The sequence below is a fragment of the Myceligenerans indicum genome (assembly GCF_016742955.1).
Lineage (GTDB): Bacteria > Actinomycetota > Actinomycetes > Actinomycetales > Cellulomonadaceae > Myceligenerans > Myceligenerans indicum.
This window is the reverse complement of record NZ_JABBYC010000015.1, coordinates 50,953-67,573: the sequence shown is the minus strand read 5'-3', so window position 1 is coordinate 67,573 and position 16,621 is coordinate 50,953. Positions and strand designations below refer to the sequence as shown.

The 16,621-nt window shown below is 71.2% G+C and carries 11 protein-coding genes; 3 read left to right on the top strand and 8 right to left on the bottom strand.

What is annotated here, in order from left to right:
* Positions 1-18 precede the first annotated feature (18 nt).
* The gene (locus HGK34_RS10715) at positions 19-1,398 is read right to left on the bottom strand and encodes an MATE family efflux transporter (RefSeq protein WP_201847008.1); all 1,380 of its coding nucleotides are present in this window, start codon (positions 1,396-1,398) and stop codon (positions 19-21) included.
* A 498-nt stretch (positions 1,399-1,896) separates the two neighbouring features.
* Between HGK34_RS10715 and dnaB the strand changes: the two genes are divergently transcribed.
* Positions 1,897-3,255 (top strand): replicative DNA helicase, encoded by a 1,359-nt coding sequence (gene dnaB / locus HGK34_RS10710; RefSeq protein WP_201847007.1) that lies wholly within the window; start codon positions 1,897-1,899, stop codon positions 3,253-3,255.
* 83 nt (positions 3,256-3,338) lie between these two features.
* Here dnaB and HGK34_RS10705 read toward each other — a convergent pair whose 3' ends face one another.
* Positions 3,339-3,749, bottom strand: a complete 411-nt coding sequence (locus tag HGK34_RS10705; protein ID WP_201847005.1) for a VOC family protein — start codon at positions 3,747-3,749, stop codon at positions 3,339-3,341.
* A 246-nt stretch (positions 3,750-3,995) separates the two neighbouring features.
* On the opposite strand from HGK34_RS10705, the gene HGK34_RS10700 reads away from it, so the two are divergent.
* Positions 3,996-5,165 carry an AI-2E family transporter gene (locus HGK34_RS10700; protein ID WP_201847004.1) on the top strand — a complete coding sequence of 390 codons (1,170 nt, stop codon included), beginning with the start codon at positions 3,996-3,998 and terminating at the stop codon, positions 5,163-5,165.
* Positions 5,166-5,291: 126 nt separating this feature from the next.
* Here HGK34_RS10700 and HGK34_RS10695 read toward each other — a convergent pair whose 3' ends face one another.
* Entirely contained in the window at positions 5,292-6,683 is a 1,392-nt protein-coding gene (locus HGK34_RS10695) for a polysaccharide deacetylase family protein (protein ID WP_201847002.1), read from the bottom strand.
* 81 nt (positions 6,684-6,764) lie between these two features.
* Between HGK34_RS10695 and HGK34_RS10690 the strand changes: the two genes are divergently transcribed.
* Complete coding sequence (locus tag HGK34_RS10690) at positions 6,765-8,495, top strand: acyl-CoA dehydrogenase family protein (RefSeq protein ID WP_201847001.1); 1,731 nt, start codon at positions 6,765-6,767, stop codon at positions 8,493-8,495.
* Between the two features lie 97 nt (positions 8,496-8,592).
* Here HGK34_RS10690 and HGK34_RS23215 read toward each other — a convergent pair whose 3' ends face one another.
* The 5 genes from HGK34_RS23215 to HGK34_RS10665 all read right to left on the bottom strand — a co-directional run bounded on the left by HGK34_RS23215 (position 8,593) and on the right by HGK34_RS10665 (position 16,612).
* On the bottom strand, positions 8,593-10,293 hold the full coding sequence (locus tag HGK34_RS23215) for an acyltransferase (RefSeq protein ID WP_201846999.1): 1,701 nt from the start codon (positions 10,291-10,293) through the stop codon (positions 8,593-8,595).
* 64 nt (positions 10,294-10,357) lie between these two features.
* Positions 10,358-10,846, bottom strand: coding sequence for a MarR family winged helix-turn-helix transcriptional regulator (locus HGK34_RS10680; RefSeq protein ID WP_201846997.1), 489 nt, complete (start codon positions 10,844-10,846; stop codon positions 10,358-10,360).
* Between the two features lie 201 nt (positions 10,847-11,047).
* Complete coding sequence (locus tag HGK34_RS10675; RefSeq protein ID WP_201846995.1) at positions 11,048-11,731, bottom strand: DUF2306 domain-containing protein; 684 nt, start codon at positions 11,729-11,731, stop codon at positions 11,048-11,050.
* 74 nt (positions 11,732-11,805) lie between these two features.
* A complete protein-coding gene (locus HGK34_RS10670) occupies positions 11,806-14,142 on the bottom strand; it encodes a copper-translocating P-type ATPase (RefSeq protein WP_372433111.1) in 2,337 nt (778 codons plus the stop codon).
* Between the two features lie 202 nt (positions 14,143-14,344).
* Positions 14,345-16,612 carry a heavy metal translocating P-type ATPase gene (locus HGK34_RS10665; RefSeq protein ID WP_201846993.1) on the bottom strand — a complete coding sequence of 756 codons (2,268 nt, stop codon included), beginning with the start codon at positions 16,610-16,612 and terminating at the stop codon, positions 14,345-14,347.
* Between the last annotated feature and the right edge of the window lie 9 nt (positions 16,613-16,621).

Here is a 16,621-nt window from a genome sequence, read left to right as displayed (position 1 = left end):
CGTGCTGGCCCGGCGCGGTCACACCCCCGTGACCATCCAGCGGCTGCCGCGCGCCCGAAGCCCTGTCACCAGAGCCCGCGCGGCCATGAAGACGCCCGCGAACGCACCCCACAGCCACGCGAGGCCGACGGCGCCGCCGGGCGCCCAGGCGTGGACGGCCAGCGCAGCCGGCACGTACGCGACCAGGGTCAGCATCCCGGTCCAGGCGAGGTAGCGGCCGTCGCCGGCACCGATGAGGACGCCGTCGAGCACGAACACCCATCCGGCCATCGGCAGGGTCACCCCGCAGACCGCGAGGCCGAGCGCTGCGGCCACGCGCACGCCGTCGTCGGACGAGAACAACGGCGCGATCCACCAGCCGCCGGCCACCATGACCAGCCCGATCACCGCCCCGGAGGCGACGCCCCACCGCAGGCAGCGGCGGAGCACGGTGCGAACATGCCCCACGTCGCCCGCTCCCAGGCCGTGCCCGACCAGCGCCTGGGACGCGATGGCGAGCGCGTCGAGCGCGAACGCGGCCAGCCCCCACATGCTGTTGACGATCTGATGCCCGGCCAGGGCCACGGCACCGAGGCCGGTGGCGACGTAGACGGTGAGGAGGATCGCCGCACGCAGGCTGAGCGTTCGGATCACCAGGGGCAGCCCGGCACGGGCTCCGGCGAGGATGCCGTGCACGTGCGGGCGCAGGGTCGCTCCCCGGGCACGTCCGCCGCGGACCACGATCACCCCGAGAACGGTCGCCATGCCGAACTGCGTGACCGCGGTGCCGAGCGCCGAACCCGCAATCCCGAGCCCCGCCCCGTAGACGAGGACGGCGTTGAGAACCATGTTGGTCACGGCACCCGCCGAGGCGACGACGAGCGGGGTCCGGGTGTCGCGCAGGCCCCGCAGCACGCCCGTGGCCGCCGTCACCATGAGCATCCCGACCAGCCCCGGCGCGGCCCAGGTCAGGTAGGTGACGGCATGACGGGCGACGTCGCCCCGCCCGCCGAGCGCGAGAACGGTCCGGTCGGCCGCCATGACCAGGACGATCGCGAGAACCGCACCGAGCACGATCGCGAGCCAGACACCGTCGATCCCTGCCTGCAGGGCGTCGCGCTCACGGCCGGCGCCGGTGAGGCGCGCGACCTGCGCGGTGGTCGTGTAGGCGAGGAAGATGCACAGCCCGACGATCGTGAGCAGGACGTTGGAGGCGAGGCTCAGACCTGCGAGCTGTGCGGTGCCGAGATGCCCGACGATCGCGGAGTCGGCGAGGACGAACAGCGGCTCGGCGACCAGTGCTCCGAGCGCGGGCAGGGCGAGGGACAGGATCTCCCGGTCGACGCCGGGCGGATTGCCGGGCTCGTGCGGCGCACGACGCCGGGGGGCTCGTGCCCGGCGGCTCCGCGATGACCCCATGCCTGTGGATAACGTCTCGTCGGGTCGCTCATGAGAGGCCGTGGTGTCTGAACTCACGGCGTCGGGAGTGTTGTCATCAGGTGTCGGCGTGGCGTGACGAGACTCGCCCAAGTTTTTCTTCCTCCACAGGCTGGGGGCAATGTTTATGCAGGTCAGGGGCTACAGGCTGGCGTTATACACAGGGGTTGTCCACAGTTTTCCACAGGCTTGTCCACCGGTGTACACAGCCCTGAGCCACTTTTCCACACCTCTGTCCACAGGTCTGTCCACAGGCCGCGTTGCGGGGTGTCCGCCGGACGTGCCACTGTCTCTCGTTGGCATCTCCTCGGACCCCGCTCCGGGCACGCGCCTCGTTCTTCGGCCCGTATCCTGCGTTGCGCCCTTCGTCGATGTCAGTGGCCGGGGGTACAACTGAAGCCAGCACCGCGAACGCGGTGTTCGGCAGGACACCGGATCGACCGTGACGGACGCGGCGAGAGACACGGAGAGGAGGCCCGGATGTCGATCGAGGAACTCGAGGCGGACTACTCCGGGCCCGGTCTGGACCGCACCCCACCGCAGGACGTCGCGGCGGAGATGAGCGTACTGGGCGGCATGCTGCTGTCGAAGGACGCCATCGCGGACGTGATCGAGCAGATCCGCGGGAACGACTTCTACCGGCCCGCCCACGAGCAGATCTACGACGCGATCATCGATCTGTACGGCCGGGGCGAGCCCGCGGACGCGATCACCGTGGTCGCCGAGCTGAACCGCCGCGGCGAGCTCGCGCGGATCGGCGGCGCACCGTACGTGCACGACCTCATGGCGAGCGTGCCCACCGCCGCGAACGCCGGCTACTACGCGAAGATCGTGCGCGAGCGCGCGATCCTGCGACGTCTCGTGGAGGCGGGCACGCGTATCGTGCAGATGGGCTACGCGACGGACGGCGGCGAGGTCGACGAGGTCGTCAACAACGCCCAGGCCGAGGTCTACGCCGTGACCGAGCGCCGGGCCAGCGAGGACTACCTCCCGCTGTCGGAGATCATCGGACCCACGTTCGACGAGATCGATGCCGCGCAGGGCAGGGGCGAAGGCATGGTCGGCGTCCCGACGGGCTACTCGGACTTCGACCGGCTCACGAACGGACTGCACTCGGGCCAGATGATCGTCGTGGCGGCCCGCCCGGCCGTCGGAAAGTCTGTTTTGGGCATCAATGTCGCCGGGCACGCTGCGATCCACCACAATCAGGCCGCAGTGATCTTCTCCCTGGAGATGAGCCGGAACGAGATCACGATGCGCCTGCTCGCCAGCGAGGCACGCGTACCGCTGACGCGCATGCGCTCCGGGAAGATGGACGACGGTGACTGGCAGAAACTGGCCGCCACCATGGGCAAGATCTCGGACGCGCCACTGTTCATCGACGACTCGCCAAACATGTCGCTCATGGAGATCCGGGCCAAGTGCCGGCGGCTCAAGCAGCGCCACGACCTCAAGCTCGTCGTGATCGACTACCTCCAGCTCATGACGTCCGGCAAGCGCGTCGAGTCCCGCCAGCAGGAGGTCTCCGAGTTCTCGCGTGCGCTCAAGCTGCTGGCGAAGGAGCTGGAGGTCCCGGTCATCGCGATCTCGCAGCTCAACCGTGGCCCGGAGCAGCGTGGCGACAAGAAGCCGCAGATGTCAGATTTGCGCGAAAGTGGGTCGATTGAACAGGATGCCGACGTCGTGATCCTGCTGCACCGTGAGGACGCCTACGAGAAGGAGTCTCCGCGTGCCGGCGAAGCGGACCTGATCGTGGCCAAGCACCGCAACGGCCCCACCGATGTCATCACGGTGGCCTTCCAGGGCCACTACCAGCGCTTCGTCGACATGCAGGTGTAGGCGCAGGGCGCACGCGGCCGTCGCGACGCGCGGCGCCCTGTCGCCGGTGACCAGCCGCCGGGCGGATCGGTGCCTGCCCGGACTCAGGCCTGGTCGAGCTTCCCTGGCATCTCCGCACCGTCGGCGAAGCCGATGACGTTCCCTGCCGGGTCGGTGATCCAGGCTCCGTCACCACCGTCCATGAACCCTCGGGCGATGCCCTTGTCGTCCTGGTCGAAGCCTTCGTACCGCACGAACTTCACGCCCTTGCCGGTGAGTTCGTCGACCACCTGGTCGACGTCGTCGACCGCGAGGTGCAGGACCGTGAACGACGCCGGCTCGTGGTCCTCCTTCGGGTAGACGAACAGCTGGCTGCCGCTGTCGAGGCGCAGCACGAGTCCCATGCCCTCGTCGAGGGCGGTCACGCGCAACCCCAGGGTGTCCGAGTAGAACCGGCGCGCGGCGTCGAGGTCGTCGACCGCGAAGGTGGGGTATTCCCGTCGTATCGTGACCATCGTTGTCTCACTCCTTCATGACCACCAGCACCCCTTCAAGGGACGCACCATGGGGCGCGACAACGGGCGCCGGACTCAGTTCCAGGGTCTCACTCCGGGACGGCGGCGCAACGGGGCCGGGGCCTCGGCGCCCGCCGAGCCCCATGACATCGGTCGCGGCTGCGAGGTCGCCGCGCGGACCATGCGCCACCGCAATAGCGTCGAGCCGTCCGGCACGTGCCGGATCCAGCACAAGGAGGTCACGCGATGGGTCTTCTCGGCCGCCGTACACCGCCTGCCGGCGCGGGCCGGACCGGGCCGGAGCCGCCTGCCGAGCGGCCCGCGGACGCCCGTCACGGTGCGTCCCTGCTGTGGGCGGACGGCTTCGGGCGTGTCGGCACGCGGGCGGTGCAGCTCCTCGCGGTCGTCACGGTGATCGCCGTGTTCGGGTTCGTGGGGACGCGCCTGACGCTGGTCGTGATCCCCGTCCTCATCGCGCTCGTGCTGGCAGCGGCGATCTCTCCGCTGGTCTCGTTCCTGCGCAGACGGGGCCTGCCGGCGCTGCTCGCGACCTGGACCTCTCTCCTGACGCTGGTCGCGCTGCTGTCGGCCGTGGTCTGGCTCGTCGTGCGGGCCGTCGTGGGGCAGTGGGATGAGCTGCGGGACCAGGCGCTCGACGGCTTCAGCTCCCTGCAGGCCTACATCCAGGACCTGCCGTTCGAGATCACCGAGGAGCAGATCACGTCGGTGCGCGAGTCCGCCCTGAACCTGCTGCGGTCCGACGCCGTGGGCTCCGGCGCGATCGCGGGCGTTTCCCAGACGGCCGACTTCGTCGCGGGGTTCTTCATCATGGTCGTCGTCCTGTTCTTCTTCCTCAAGGACGGCCCGGCGATGTGGGAGTTCCTGCTCCGGCCGTTCGAGGGAGAGCGGTACGAGCGGGGACGCCGGGTCGGTACCGCGACCCTGCGCACACTCGGCGGCTACGTCCGCGGGACGGCGATCGTCGCGGTCGTCGACGCGGTCGGCATCGGGATCGGTCTCGCGATCGTCGGCGTCCCGCTCGTGATCCCGCTGTCCGTGCTCGTGTTCCTGCTCGCCTTCATCCCGCTGGTCGGCGCCACGCTGGCCGGCATCCTCGCGGCGCTGGTCACGCTCGTCGCCGTGGGGCCCCTCGAGGCTCTCGTCGTCGTCGCGATCGTCGTGGTGGTGAACCAGCTCGAGGGCGACTTCCTCCAGCCGGTCGTGATGGGCCGGACCTTGAGCCTGCACCCGCTGGTCATCCTGTTCTCCCTGACAGCGGGAACGGTGCTTGCCGGGATCACCGGCGCCGTCCTCGCCGTGCCGATCGCGGCCTCGATCTGGCGCGCGATCCAGGTCTGGGACGGTCCGGACCTGCCGGCACGGTTCGCGCGCAGGAAACGCCCCGAGACCGCCTGAAGGACTGCGGGCCGCCCGGGTGCCACCCCGAACGCCCGAGCCGACGGGTGATCCGTCCCGCGGGGCCGAGGGGACCGGCCGGCCGCCACCCGGCGACGCCTCCGAGCCGGGCCGGACCACGGCGCCCTACTGGACGAGCAGGTCGGCCGTGACCAGCACGTAGCCGGCCGCGCGCAGGTCGTCGACGATCCCGGGCACGGCATCGATGCTGGAGGGGTGGATGTCGTGCATCAGCACGATGCTGCCGGGCCGCACCTCGGTGCGTACCCGCATGCGGGTCCGAGCCGCGTCGCGGGTGCGCCAGTCGTCGGTGTCGACGGTCCACAGGACGACGTCGAGGCCGACACGCGTGGCGAGCGTCCGAACGCGGTCGTCGACCGCGCCATAGGGCGGGCGCAGGAGGAACGGCATGAACCCCGTCGCCTCCGTGATCGCGGCCTGGGTGCGCAGCAGTTCGTCGCGCACGCCGACGTCGTCGAGCTTGGTGAGCTGCGGGTGGTCCCAGGAATGGTTCGCGACGAGGTGTCCGCCGTCGACGACCGCGCGGGCGATATCGGGTTGCCTGGCGACGTTGTCTCCCGCCATGAAGAACGTGGCGGGCGCGTGCTCGCGATCCAGGACGCGCAGCAGCCGCCGGGTGTCCGTGACGGGGCCGTCGTCGAAGGTCAGCGCGACGCACTTGGCCGTGCGACAGTCGATGCCGTCGGCCCGTGCGGCGGCGCGACGCTCGGTGAGGATCCGTGCCAGCCTGCCGGCCCACAGGGACTCCGTGCTGTCGAGCAGGGTGTGCCGTAGCGTGACGGCCCGGTCGGGGTCGAGGGCGTCCGTTCCGGCGGCGAGGGCCGCCTCGGCCTCGGTGACGGCGTCGTCGAGGGTCTTGAGCGATTCCTTGCCGACCTGGGGACGGAGTGAGTCCAGGGCATCGGCCCCCTCGGTCGTGGCGCTCCGCAGCCTGCCGAAGGCCCACTTCCGACGCGCCTGGGTAACGGCGTCGCGCGCCTCGGTCACGTCCGCCGCCGCCGCGTCGAGATCGGCCGGCGCGGGCACCGCCCCCTTGACGAACTCGATGTCCACCTCCGGCAACGTCTCCCGGCGGAACGGGTTGGACCGCGTGACCCTGTCCACCGTACGTGTCGTGACCGGGTAGCCGACCTCGGTGTCACGTACGTGTCCGGCATCGTCGAGCGCCGAGGCGAGTGGCTTGCGGACCTCGTCGTCGGCCACCTGGCCCTTGCTGTCCCCGTAGGCGCGCCGGCCGGCGTCGATCGCGTCGTTCAGCGCGTCGAGACCGCTCGCGTACCCGTCCTCGGCACTGGCGCGGGACCTCTCGGCCTCGTCGGTGACACGGGCCACCTCGGCGTCGTACGCGGCAACGGTCTTCGCCCAGGCCCGGTGCTCGAGGATGCCCGCGACGCCCGCCGGCGCACCGATGGCGAGGACGACGGCCGCAGTGATCCACCACCATCGCGGACGACGGCGCGGCGTCGGTGTCTCCGCGGACCCAGCTGAAGAGCTCACAAGGCGATCTTCCGGCCAACGGGGCGCGATCGCTAGTGTGGCAAGGTGCCCCACGCCACCCGCAGCGCCGCAGGAGGACCCATGACCAGTGCCGACACCACGGCAGACAGCACTGCGGCGACCCGGCCCGCACCGCATGCGACGCACCGGGTCGCCAACCAGCCGCCGGAACGCACCGGGGTCAACGAGTACCTCGACCATCCGGTGCTGCGCGAGGCCGTGCACGCGTACGGCGGTGCCGGGGGTGAGGAACGCCTGGTCGAGGCGGGGGCTCTCGTCGGGTCGGCACGGTTCCAGCAGTCGGCCGAGCTCGCGAACGTGCACGGGCCGGAGCTGCACACCCACGACCGCCGCGGGAACCGCGTCGACGAGGTCGAGTACCACCCCGCCTATCACGAGGTCATCGGCGCCGCCGTGGCCCGTGGCGCGCACACCAGCGCCTGGGCAGAACCGGGGCCGGGAGCGAACGTGGTGCGCGGCGCGATGTTCTCGCTGTTCTCGCAGGTCGAGCCCGGCCACGCCTGTCCCGTCTCGATGACGCACGCAGCAGTGCCCTCGCTGCGCCATTCGCCTGGTCTCGCCGCCGTCTGGGAGCCGCGCCTGCTGTCACGGACCTACGACGGCACCCTCGCGGCCCCCGGGTCCAAGCCCGGCGCGCTGGTGGGCATGGCGATGACCGAGAAGCAGGGTGGCTCGGATGTCCGCGCCAATGCCACGGTCGCCGAGCCCGCGGGTCCCCATGGAGCGCATCTGCTCACGGGGCACAAGTGGTTCTGTTCCGCGCCCATGTCGGACGCCTTCCTCGTGCTGGCACAGGTGCCCGGCCCCGACCGGACCCGCACGGACGGCACCGGCCGGAACGGCGCGCCGTCGTGCTTCCTCGTGCCCCGCGTCCTGGAGGACGGCGCCCGCAACGTGTTCCGCATCCAGCGGCTCAAGGACAAGCTCGGCAACCGGTCGAACGCGTCCGCGGAGATCGAGTTCGACGACACGGTCGGGTACCTGGTCGGCGAGCCGGGCCGCGGGGTCCGCACGATCATCGAGATGGTGTCCCGCACACGGCTGGACTGCGTCCACGGGTCCGCGGCGGGGATGCGCCAGGGTGTCGCGGAAGCCCTCTGGCACGCCGAGCACCGCAGCGCGTTCGGCGCTCACCTCCTCGACCAGCCCGCGATGACGGCGGTGCTCGCCGACCTGGCACTGGAGTCCGAGGCCGCGACGCTCACGTCCATGCGTCTCGCCGCCGCGTACGACGCCGAGACGCCCGGCGAGCGAGCGTTCCGGCGTCTGGCCACCGCCGTGAGCAAGTACTGGGTGTGCAAGCGCGGGCCGCACCACGCCTACGAGGCGATGGAGTGCCTCGGCGGCAACGGGTACACCGAGGCTTTCCCCCTGGCGCGCCGCTACCGCGAGCAGCCGGTGATGGCGATCTGGGAGGGGTCGGGCAACGTCATCGCGCTCGACGTGCTGCGTGCGATGGCTCGCGAGCCGGAGTCGGTGGAGGCCTTCGAGGCCGAGCTCGGCACGACCGCGGGCGCCCACCCGGTCCTCGACGCGCACGTCGCCCGCACGCGGCGGCTGCTCACCGAGGTCGCGGGCGCCGACGTCACGACAGGGCAGGCGCAGGCACGTCGCGTCGTCGAGGCGCTCGCCCTGGCCCTGCAGGCCTCGCTCCTGGTGCGACACGCGCCGTCGGCGAGCGCCGACGCGTTCGTCGCCGCGCGTCTGGGCGAGGATCGTGGCAGCGGCTACGGGGTGCTGCCGCGAGGAACCGACACGCGCGCGATCCTTGCCCGGCACCGCGGACAGTAGCCTCGTTCGTCGGCCCACCTCCCGGTCGGCCTGACCGGGAGTGGCACGGTGCCGACGCCGACTCTGACGTGTACGAGTTCCTGAGGTGATGGGCCCGCTACCTCGGCCTGGCGGGCTCGGGCCGGTGGACGCCGCGCGGCCGGTAGCCGAGCTGGCCGGACAGCCCGGCGAGGTCCGACAGGAGCCAGATGATGGCGAGCCACATCTCGGTGCCCTGAAGGCTCGGGGCGGTCGCCGGGAGGGACGCCGTCGTCGGATGCGGCGCCTGGAACCCGAAGCCCTGGTCCGGGGTCCAGTGACGCAGCGCGTCGGCAAGCAGGCGCCGGGCGAGTTCGACGACCTCCTCGCTGCGGTGCCCCGATCGGCGGGTGAGCCACAGCGGGTGGGCGACGTCGAGCACGTTGCAGGCGTTCTGCCGGACCGGTGCGAAATAGCGGACGTCCCGCGAGTGGGCAAGGACGGTGTCGATGACGCGATCAGCATAGGGAACCGGATGCCCGAACTGGGCGAACGTACCCCGCGTCGCCCGGTAGTAGCCGTTCACGACCTGCAGCAGGCCGTCCGGCCCTCCGGCTCGTCCCCACATCCCGGTGTGTGGATCGGCGTTGGTCAGAAGCCACCCGAACAGTGCCTCGAGCGCGCCGGGGCTGTTCGCCGCCCCCATGCGCGCGTTCTGGTGCAGAGCGGTTCCGAGCTCGTCGACCCAGGCTCCGGAGGACCACACCTCGTCCGTCCAGTCCTGCCGCCGGAGGCCGTCCATGACGTCCGCCGCCGAGGCTTCGGCGACGACGGTCACCGGATGGGCGAAACGGCTGCCCAGCAGGTCGAGGGCGTACCCCACGCACAGGACGTGATAGCCGGCAGGCCAGGTGAAGACCGTCGCCTCCGGCGGCGTGGGGCGGTGGCCCTCGCCCAGCTCGCCCACCAGGCCTGTGGCCGGATCCTGCCACGAGCGCAGGAGGTCCGTCAGTTCGGCGGCGTCCAGCCGTGGCGGCGGTCCGCCGAGCAGCAGGTCGGCGACCTCGATCGCGTCGCATTGCGCCCGCACCGTCGGCGCGGCACCCGGCTGGTCCGAGAACAGCCTCGTTCCGCCGTCCCAGTACCGATCGATGATCCCTGCCGCCTGCTCGCGCGCAGCGTCGGCGAACTGCGTGACCGCGCCGGCAAGATCGCCGTCCGGTCGCCGCTGCGGCCGGTCCGGCCCGGTTCGCCACTTGATGACGCGGGCCGGATTGCCGCCGACGACGGCACCGGCCGGCACGTCCTTCGTCACCACGGCCCCGGCGGCGAGCACGGACTTGTCGCCCACCGTGACACCGTCCAGCACGACGACGTGCGAGCCGATCCAGACGTCGTCGCCGATCGTGATGCCCTTGGCGGTGGTCGCCTGACGGTGGACCTCGACATCGGGGTCCGCCATCGTGTGGTTGAAACCGATCAGGGACGTGTGAGCGCCGATACGGACCGCGTTCCCCAGGCGGATCTCGCCGCGCACCACGGTGTACGGGTTGATCGTGCAGTCTCGTCCCGCGCGCAGCGATCCTGACAGGTACGCACCTGCGGCCACGTAGCTGCGGTCGCCCAGCTCGAGTGTCTCGTTCGTCACGGACGACAGCTCCGAGACGAAGCACCGCTCGCCGAGCCTGTACGCCCGCTCACCGGCCAGGGCGTCCTGGAGCGCGAGTTGCCGGTGCTTGGCGGTGTCGCCGGCCCGGTCCCAGAAGAACCACGGGGTGTAGTCCAGCTCCGAGCGGGCGAAGTCCCGCCCGACCGTACCTACGGCGTCTTCGTCGACCATTGCTCTCCTTCGCGCGAATGTGGGAAAAGTCGGCGACAGCGCGACGCGGTGGATCAAGCAGTGGTCACGTCATGCGTGACGCGCACGCCCCGTCCGGTCCTGCCGCACGGAACACCTTCTGGGTGATCGTCGTGAGTTGCTCGACCTGTTCGGACGTGAGCTGGTCGAACACGAGCTCCCTCGCGAGGGCGATGTGCGCGGGGGTCGCCACCGCGACCTTGCGCAGACCCTCGGCGGTGAGGACGGCGCGGGTCGCACGTCCGTCGTCGGGGTCGGGCCGGCGAATGACCCAGCCCTGCTTCTCGAACCGGTCGATCATCTTCGACAGGCGCGGGAACGTGCCGTTGGCCATGCGCGCCAGGTCCTTGATGCGCATCGACCGGCACTCGTTCTGCGCGAGCGCCGCCAGGGCACCGTACTCGAAGTTGCTGATCCCCTCGTCGCGCGACAGTTGCACGTCCAGCGCGGCCGGCAGCCACATGGTCATGGCCATCAGGGACATCCAGGCGGTCGACTCCTCGGCGTTCAGGCCGGGGATGCCCTTCGGTTCCATGCCGCCATGCTAGGCACGACTCACTTGACAAGGCAACTAAAGTCTCTCCATCCTTGCCCTCGCCGTCACCATGGTCGGTGCCGTCGTCGTGCACCTCCGCCGCAAGGAGTCGCCAGTTCCCGCGATTCCGCTGCTGGCACTCTCCGGCACGGCAGCCGTCCTCGGCTCCTTGGTGCTCGCGTAGCCCCTCGGCGAAACGGGCTATGCCCGCCGTGTGCGCCGGATGACGAGTTCGGCGACGATCAGGTTCGGGACCCAGCACAGGAACGGCACCAGGAGGTACCCGCGCGCGAAGGCCGTCTCGGCGTCGAGGTCGCCGCCGGCCGCCGCGACCTGGACGGCCATCAGGACGCCCGTCCACAGGCGGAGGGTCACCGCCGCGAAGGTCAGGGCGAAGGCACGGGTCATCCACTCGCGATGCCCCACCAGATCCTGTCTCCGCGCCGCGGCCCAGCCCAGCCACGACGCCCCCGGCCACAGGACGGCGAGGATGCCGAACCCCAGGATCCCGACCGTGCCGGCCTGGTTGAACGGCGCCAGGACGAGACCTGCGGCCCCTGCCACGGTGATGGCCGCCAGGGTCACGCGGCCCACCCACCGGTGCAGTGCGGGAAGGCGTCGTCGGATCGCGGGCCAGAGCTGGACGGGACTGAGCACCAGCGCCAGGCCACCGGTGACGATGTGTACGTAGAAGACGGCCCGTACGGCGGGTGCCTGGTCGACGTAAGCGTCGGCCAGGCCACCACCCTCGGCGGCGAGCCGGCCGAGGGTGGTGGTCAGGTAGGGCGTGACGGCCACCGCCGCGACGGCGACCGCGAGCAGGGTCAGGACGGCGGGGATCCACAGGCGGCGCCGGGTGTCCACCGGCTGTGTGAGGGAGTCCATGTCACTATTAGCGCCGCCGAACGCGAACAGCACATCAGGGACATCCCCGAACCCTCACCCTGGTGGTGGGTTCCTCAGTGCGAGGCCGTGGCGTGTGCGACCTGGGTCTGCGGCGTTCGCTGAGGATCTCCCGCACGCTGCAGCACGGCGCGGGTACTGGCCTGCGGGCTCAGGTCCAGCTGTCGCAGCAGCTGCGCGTTGAGCGCGACCACGACGGTGGACAGGGACATGAGGATCGCACCGACGGACATCGGCAGGACGAAGCCGACAGGAGCCAGGACACCGGCCGCGAGCGGGACGGAGAACAGGTTGTACCCGGCGGCCCACCACAGGTTCTGCTTCATCTTCCGGTAGCCCGCGCGGGACAGCTCGATCACCGACAGCACGGAGCGGGGGTCGGAGCTGGCGAGGATGACGCCGGCCGAGGCGATGGCCACGTCCGTCCCGGCACCGATCGCGATACCGACGTCGGCCTGCGCGAGCGCGGGAGCGTCGTTGACGCCGTCGCCGACCATCGCGACCTTCCTGCCCTCCTTCTGGAGCTGGGCGACCCTGGCCGACTTGTCCTCGGGCCGCACCTGGGCGAACACCCGGTCGACGCCGATCTCCCGGGCCACGGCCTGAGCCACGGCCTCGGCGTCCCCGGTGATCATGACGACCTCGACGCCGAGGGCGTGCAGGGCGTCGACCGCCTCCTGGGACTCCGGTCGCACCTCGTCGGCCAGGCGGAGACCACCGACGACGGCACCGTCCCGCACCGCGTGCAGGATGATCGCTCCCTCGTCCCGCCACCGCGCGGCCGCCTCGACCTCCTGGATCCCCAGTTCCTCGAGGAGCCGCGGCCCGCCGACACGGACCTCGTGCCCGTCGACGGTCGCCGTCACGCCGACGGCCGGGGACGAGGAGAAGCCCGAGGCGCGGGCGACGTCGAGCCCGCGTTCCTCGGCCGTCCGCACGATCGCACGGGCGAGGGGGTGCTCGCTGTCGGACTCGGCGGCCGCGGCGATCGCCAGCACGGCGTCCTCGTCGAGCTCACCAACCGCCTCTACCCCGGTCACCGTCGGCTCACCCCTGGTCAGCGTGCCCGTCTTGTCGAACAGCACGGCGTCCACAGTGCGCATGCTCTCCAGGGCGAGGCGGTCCTTGACCAGGACGCCGCCGCGAGCCGCCCGCTCGGTCGCGATCGACACGACCAGGGGGATGGCCAACCCGAGGGCGTGCGGGCAGGCGATGACCAGCACGGTGACGGTGCGCACCACGGCGTCGTCCGGCAGGCCGATCGACATCCAGACCACGGCCGTGATCGCCGCGGCACCGAGCGCGAACCAGAAGAGCCAGGACGCGGCCCTGTCCGCGATCCGCTGCGCGCGTGAGGAAGACTCCTGCGCCTCGCTGACGAGGCGCTGGATGCCGGCAAGCGTGGTGTCGTCGCCGATGGCGGTGATTCGCACCCGCAGGCCGGAGTCCGTGGCGACGGTACCGGCCGTCACGTGGTCTCCGACGTCGCGCGAGACCGGACGCGACTCACCGGTGACCATCGACTCGTCCATGTCGGCACGGCCCTCGACGACCTCGCCGTCGGCGGGCACGCTGCCACCGGGCCGGACGACGACGAGGTCGTCGAGGCGCAGCTCGGAGGGCGCGATCCTCACGGTCTGGTCGCCGTCGACCTTCTCCGCCTCGTCCGGCAGCAGCGCGGCCAGGGAGTCCAGCGCCGAGGTGGTCTGTGCCAGGGAGCGCATCTCGACCCAGTGCCCCAGCAGCATGATGACGATCAGCAGGGCGAGCTCCCACCAGAACTCGAGCGTGCTGTCGAGCAGACCGAGCCGCGCCCCCCACGACGCCAGGAACGCGACGGTGATACCCAGACTGATCAGCAGCATCATGCCCGGCTGGCGGCCCTTGAGCTCGGCGGCGGCGCCCGTCAGGAAGGGACGGCCGCCCCAGAGGTACATGACCGTGCCGAGCAGGGGAGATACCCAGGTCACACCGGGGACGTCGGGGATCTCGTACCCGATGAGCGTGGCGAACATCCCCGAGAAGGCCACGACGGGGACCGCGATGAGCAGGTTGATCCAGAACAGGCGCCGGAACTGACCGACGTGGTCACCGTGACCGGCATGGCCTCCGTGGCCCGCGTGGCCCGCGTGGCCCGCGTGGCCACCGTGGCCCGCGTGGCCGGAGTGGGCTTCGTGGCCCTCGTGGCCCTCGTGGCCCTCGTGGCCGGAGTGGGCCGGGTGCTCCTGACCGCCCATGGCGTCCTGGCCCTGCTCTGCGTGACCGCCGTGCTGGTCATGGCCGACGTGGCCTGCGTGCTCGGCATGCCGGTCGGTGCCGGCGGAGTGGGGACCGTCCGACATGGACTCGTGCGTCGGCCCGGAGTGGTGGTGCTGTGCGTGGTGGTCGGTCATGACCTGTCCTCTCGCGGTGCGAGTCGCGCGCTGGGGAGATCGATGTCCGGTCGATCGCTCACGTTGTGCCGACTCCTACAGCGTGTGGGTGAGTTGTGGGCCGCGCAACGGGGCCGCGCGACCACTTCGAGGGCTCGTTCACGACGAGGCCCGGGATGCTTCCTTCCTCACGTCCGGACGGCCGGGGGGCGGCCGGTCCGCCTCACTGCCTGATCACACTTCTGAAACCCCGTAGCCGCAGGCTGTTGCCCACGACGAAGGCGCTCGACAGCGCCATGGCGGCTCCGGCCAGCATGGGGTTGAGCATCCCGAGCGCCGCGACCGGGATCGCCGCCGTGTTGTAGGCGAAGGCCCAGAACAGGTTGGACCTGATGGTGCGCAGCGTCCTGCGCGAGAGCCGGATCGCGTCGACGGCGCTGCGCAGGTCGCCACGGACCAGGGTGATGTCGGAGGCCTCGATGGCGACGTCCGTCCCGGTGCCCATCGCCAGGCCGAGGTCGGCCTGAGCCAGGGCGGGGGCGTCGTTGACACCGTCCCCCACCATCGCGACGACCTTGCCCTGCCGCTGGAGCCGGGCGACGACGTCGGACTTGTCCTGCGGCATGACCTCGGAGATGACCTCGGCGATGCCGACCTCGTCGGCGACCTGCCGTGCCACGGCGTCGTTGTCACCGGTCAGCAGGACCGGGGTCAGTCCCAGTGCCTTGAGCTCGGCCACCGCCTGGGCGCTTGTCGGCCTGACGACGTCGGCCACGACGAGGATGCCGCGTGCCCTGCCGTCCCATCCGACGGCGACGACCGTCCTGCCCTCGGCCTCCGCGGCCTGCTTGGCCAGGACGAGGTCGTCGCCGAGGTGCTGGGACCAGTCCGCGAGCAGCGACTCCCGGCCGACGACCACGCCATGTCCGTCCACCACGCCCTGGACCCCCTGCCCGTCGGTGCTGGCGAAGTCCTCGGGAACCGGCAGGCTGCCCACCTCCTCGGCCGCACCCCTGGCGATCGCCTGCGCGATGGGGTGCTCGGAGGCGTTCTCCAGCGCGCCGGCCAGGCGCAGAAGCCGCGCCCGCTCGACCCCGGGCTCGGTGACCACGTCGGTGAGCGTCATGCGTCCGGCCGTGACCGTACCGGTCTTGTCCAGCACCACCGTGTCGATCCTGCGCGTGGACTCCAGGACCTCGGGCCCCTTGATCAGGATGCCGAGCTGCGCCCCCCGGCCGGTCCCGACCAGCAGCGCGGTGGGAGTCGCCAGCCCGAGCGCGCAGGGGCATGCGATGACCAGGACCGCGACCGCGGCGGTGAAGGCCGCGGTCAGCGAGGACCCGGAGACCAGCCAGCCGCCGAGTGCGAGGAGCGCGATGAGGATGACGACCGGCACGAAGATGCCGGAGATCCGGTCCGCCAGCCGCTGTACCGCGGCCTTGCCGGTCTGGGCGTCCTCGACGAGGCGCGCCATCTGCGCAAGCTGCGTGTCGGACCCGATCCGCGTGGCGCGGACCACGAGCCGGCCACCGGCGTTCACGGTCGCGCCGGTGACGGGGGCGCCGGTGGTGACCTCGACCGGTACGGACTCGCCCGTCAGCATCGAGGCGTCCACGGCTGACGTCCCGGAGACGACGACGCCGTCGGTCGCGATCTTCTCCCCGGGGCGGACGATGAACTCGTCGCCGACCTGCAGCTTCTCGACCGGGACCAGGGTCTCCGTCCCGTCTCGGAGTACCGACACGTCCTTCGCGCCGAGTTCGAGCAGGGCACGCAGTGCCGCCCCCGCCCGGCGCTTGGACCGCTTCTCGAAGTAGCGCCCGGCCAGGATGAACATCGTCACGCCGGCGCCGACCTCGAGGTAGATGTTGGACGCGCCGTCCGAGGGCTCGATCGTGAACGCGAACGAGTGGGTCATGCCGGGCGTGCCGGCGGTGCCGAGGAACAGCGCGTACAGCGACCAGAGGAAGGCCGCGGCCGTACCCATCGAGATGAGCGTGTCCATCGTGGCCGCGCCGTGCCTGAGGTTCGTCCACGCCGCCCTGTGGAACGGCCACGCCGCCCACACGACGACCGGTGCGGCCAATGTCAGCGAGGCCCACTGCCAGTAGGTGAACTGCAGCGGCGGGATCATCGCCATCGCGATGACCGGAACCGTGAGCGCGATCGCCCCGATGAGTCGGCCACGAAGCGAGCGGAGCTCGGCGTCGTCCTCGTCGCCGCCGGAGCCCGCCGTGTCCTCCTCGTGCCGCGGCGGCCGGGGCAGGTCGGCGGTGTATCCCGTCTTCTCGACCTCACTGATCAGCAGTGACGGGTCGTATCCCGCGGGCACGGTCACCGAGGCCTTTTCCGTGGCGTAGTTGACCGTCGCCGACACACCGTCGAGCTTGTTCAGCTTCCTCTCGATACGCATCGCGCAGGACGCGCAGGTCATTCCGCCGATGTTCAGCTCGATGCCCTGCTGCGGCGCCGAGGGCGCGGACGTGCTCATCCGAGTCTC

What these genes read in the sequence shown, in the direction of transcription:
- HGK34_RS10675 (WP_201846995.1), bottom strand. Translation starts at nt 11,731, where the DNA reads ATGGACTCCCTCACACAGCCGGTGGACACCCGGCGCCGCCTGTGGATC.
- HGK34_RS10715 (WP_201847008.1), bottom strand. Translation starts at nt 1,398, where the DNA reads ATGGGGTCATCGCGGAGCCGCCGGGCACGAGCCCCCCGGCGTCGTGCG.
- HGK34_RS10690 (WP_201847001.1), top strand. Translation starts at nt 6,765, where the DNA reads ATGACCAGTGCCGACACCACGGCAGACAGCACTGCGGCGACCCGGCCC.
- HGK34_RS10665 (WP_201846993.1), bottom strand. Translation starts at nt 16,612, where the DNA reads ATGAGCACGTCCGCGCCCTCGGCGCCGCAGCAGGGCATCGAGCTGAAC.
- HGK34_RS23215 (WP_201846999.1), bottom strand. Translation starts at nt 10,293, where the DNA reads ATGGTCGACGAAGACGCCGTAGGTACGGTCGGGCGGGACTTCGCCCGC.
- HGK34_RS10705 (WP_201847005.1), bottom strand. Translation starts at nt 3,749, where the DNA reads ATGGTCACGATACGACGGGAATACCCCACCTTCGCGGTCGACGACCTC.
- HGK34_RS10670 (WP_372433111.1), bottom strand. Translation starts at nt 14,142, where the DNA reads ATGACCGACCACCACGCACAGCACCACCACTCCGGGCCGACGCACGAG.
- dnaB (WP_201847007.1), top strand. Translation starts at nt 1,897, where the DNA reads ATGTCGATCGAGGAACTCGAGGCGGACTACTCCGGGCCCGGTCTGGAC.
- HGK34_RS10700 (WP_201847004.1), top strand. Translation starts at nt 3,996, where the DNA reads ATGGGTCTTCTCGGCCGCCGTACACCGCCTGCCGGCGCGGGCCGGACC.
- HGK34_RS10680 (WP_201846997.1), bottom strand. Translation starts at nt 10,846, where the DNA reads ATGGAACCGAAGGGCATCCCCGGCCTGAACGCCGAGGAGTCGACCGCC.